The sequence below is a fragment of the Quyinboa mangrovi genome (assembly GCF_042219825.1).
Taxonomy (GTDB): domain Bacteria; phylum Bacteroidota; class Bacteroidia; order Bacteroidales; family UBA5342; genus JBHJHP01.
This window is the reverse complement of record NZ_JBHJHQ010000025.1, coordinates 1-3,079: the sequence shown is the minus strand read 5'-3', so window position 1 is coordinate 3,079 and position 3,079 is coordinate 1. Positions and strand designations below refer to the sequence as shown.

The window sequence follows — 3,079 nt, the reverse complement described above, 5'->3', positions numbered from 1 at the left end:
CAATCGGATCATTGTACGGATCGGCTGCTGTGGCTACTACTGTTTTACCAGATTTCTGTACATAAGCTACTTTCTTAGGTCCGTAATGCGACATAGCTTCTTCTGCCCTTGCGGCAACCATATCAGGGTACATAATACCATTATAAATATTGAATTCGGTCAGCGACGCATTATAGTTTGGATCAGCCCAGCCATTAGGACCTTTAAATAGTTGTGCAATTTCAGTATCCAGTGTACTTATAAAATCACCATTTAAAGCAGCTGAACTAACAAGTACACCATCCAGATAGTACTGTAATGAATCCGGTGATAAAACAGCCACTACATGATGGAATTCACCATCGTCGATTTCGGTACCAGGTAAAGCAGCTGTTACCGTTGCACTTCCATTATTTGTTTCAATTCTTGATTCATTACCATCACGTGTTGGTTGAATCCAGAAGCACCTGCTTCCACCGTTATTATTTCCGAAATAAGCAAGCATGGTATACCAAGTATTCAGGGTATTCCCTGTTTCAACATATGCTTCCAAAGTAACGGCCTTATAGGTATGTAATGCAAGCGCTGCTGCATCGAATGTAATATAACCATCTGTATTTGTTGTAGCACCTGAAACTGTGACTTTACCATCGGCTACGGTAATTTTATCACCAACCAGCGTACCATTCAAACCGCCAACCACATCTATTACGGTATCTGCTTCTTCGAATGTATATGAATGCGCCAGAACAGCAGGGATAACCGCTACAGGTGCTTCTATCATCATGAAGCTATCAACTGCGGCACCTGTTTTGTCTGCATAATACCATGAATCTGCTGTTGTACCATCGGCACCACAGTATTTGTCATTTACCATGTTCATAAAGGTATAGTAATCGGTAACACCTTTTACAACTTTCCATACGCCATCTTCCAATGTACCAAATTTAGTACTCCATCCGCTGCTTGACTTTTTACTGAAGAAACTGTAATTCACATCCTGAATAATATAATACAGGCTGTCGTCAACACCTTCATTTACCGGACGTAACATAAAATGCTGTGCTGCTACATTCATGCTATCTGTTAACGCAGGCTGAGCATCGCTTGAAGATGCACTACCAAGTAATAATCCGCTTTCTGCTTCTTTAAGGAAATAACGCTGGTAAGGTTCAACAGCTTCAACACCAATTGAATCAATTCCTTTACCATCAAAGGTGATTACGATAGAACCTGAATCACCGGCAGCTGCTGTTGTAACATTTACCATCAATTTAGCCTGTCCGTTATCATAGTTGGCAGCAGTTAATGAAGAAGGTGTAACAGAAAATCCTTCAGGAACCTTAATTCCAAGAGCTGCATCTGTATTGTTGGTTGTTACGTAAACAGGATATCCTTTCATACCAATTTCAACCATCACAGGAACTGTTTCTGACATGGAAACAACAGGAGCAGCAACACTCAAATCCATATAATTTGATTCGACATATGTACCTCCGTTAATTGTTCCGTTATTTGCATTGACAGTAAGATCTGTGGCCATTTCAGCAGTATCATTAAAATTATAATAGGCTACCAGACCATCTTCATCACCTTTTAACAACTGAAATTTACCAGCTGTTATATCTTCTGATGTTTTTGCCACATTCCAGACACGTACTTCATCAACCAGACCATTAAAGGCTCTGTCTGCTGCACCACTGTCCCAACCTATATACGTGTTACCGGCTGAAAAGTCATTAGGTGTGAATGTTGCTGTTTCTTCAGCAGCAATACCATCAAAGTAAACTGTACGTGTTGTTTCCGTCATAACCACAGCTAAATGATGCCAGGTTCCCTGGCTAACATCAGGGGTTAAGGAATTGGAGCCGTACTGTTCGCCACCGGCCGCCATATACCTTACACTTTGAGAAGTACTTTGCCAGCCCGAAGTATATTGGAATCCGAAATTACCCGGACGGTTAAAAATAAGCCCGGCATTGGCAATCTGATCTGCTCCTGAATTAACCCACATCTCTACCGTATAAGGTAAGGTTGTCAGACCAAGACCAGAAATATCAACATTGCTCAGTGATCCATCAGCACCACCCGGTAAGCTCATAGCATAATTACCGGTAATACCTACAGCTTCTACCTGGGCAACCTTTAATACCTTAACGGTATCAGGCTCAGCATCAGGATTATGAAGTGCAGACCATCTTAAAATACTTTCAATATTCGTATTTCTGAAGGCGGCATCTGTGAAAATTTTCACCGGTTCAGCCATACCTGCAGTCTGTACCCATGTTGTATAGGTCTTAGCTGTAACGTCAAGATCGAACCAGAAATGGTAAACCTGATTCGGAACAGGAACTACAAGATTTTCCACTGTACCTGCATCTACCCAACCTCCACCGTTTCTTACGGTCAGACGATCTGAATATACAGCAACAGCGGCTGAATAATCACCCCATGCTGCGATTGCAGGTTCAGACAAAACGATTGAACAATCAAAAACACCATCGTTATCACCGTCAACAAATGTTATGCCGGCATAAACAATTCCGGTATCCCTTACCGGATTAAAGGTACCCGTTGCATCTACTGATTGCGCTTTAATGTTTCCAGAAACAAAGATCCCTGCAAACAAAATAAAACCCATCAAATACTTAAGTAAAGAATTTGTTTTCATAAATAAACTTTTAGTTAGTACTATTAATAATAATTCACGATTTGTTTTTCATAAACAAGCGTTAAAATTATTGAATGTCTTTTTCATTTACACTTAAATCGCAAGCAAATACTATAACTTATTTAACAAAATAGTATAAATTATTTTTTTAACTATCAAATCTTCGCCAGTTAAAAACCTTATAAACTGAAACATAAGAATCTTACAGACAGCTGCAGTGCAAATACAGGCAGGATATTGTTACTATAAAAAAGGCTGTCCGGTTTCCGGACAGCCTCATTAAATATTACTTACTATTTTCTAGTTAGTTTTAACAACCTTAAACAATTTACTTGCACCAGCACTTTCAGCCTTAATGATATATAATCCTGAGCCGTCAATACTAATGTTTTCTTTGCCTGAAGATGGTACAACCTGCTTAACAACTTT

The 3,079-nt window shown here is 39.7% G+C and carries 1 protein-coding gene; it reads right to left on the bottom strand.

What is annotated here, in order from left to right; all coding sequences use genetic code 11:
* The coding region (locus tag ACE1ET_RS20295) for a LamG domain-containing protein (RefSeq protein ID WP_375730256.1) at nucleotides 1-2,650 on the bottom strand (2,650 nt) is incomplete at its 3' end.
* Nucleotides 2,651-3,079: the final 429 nt, after the last annotated feature.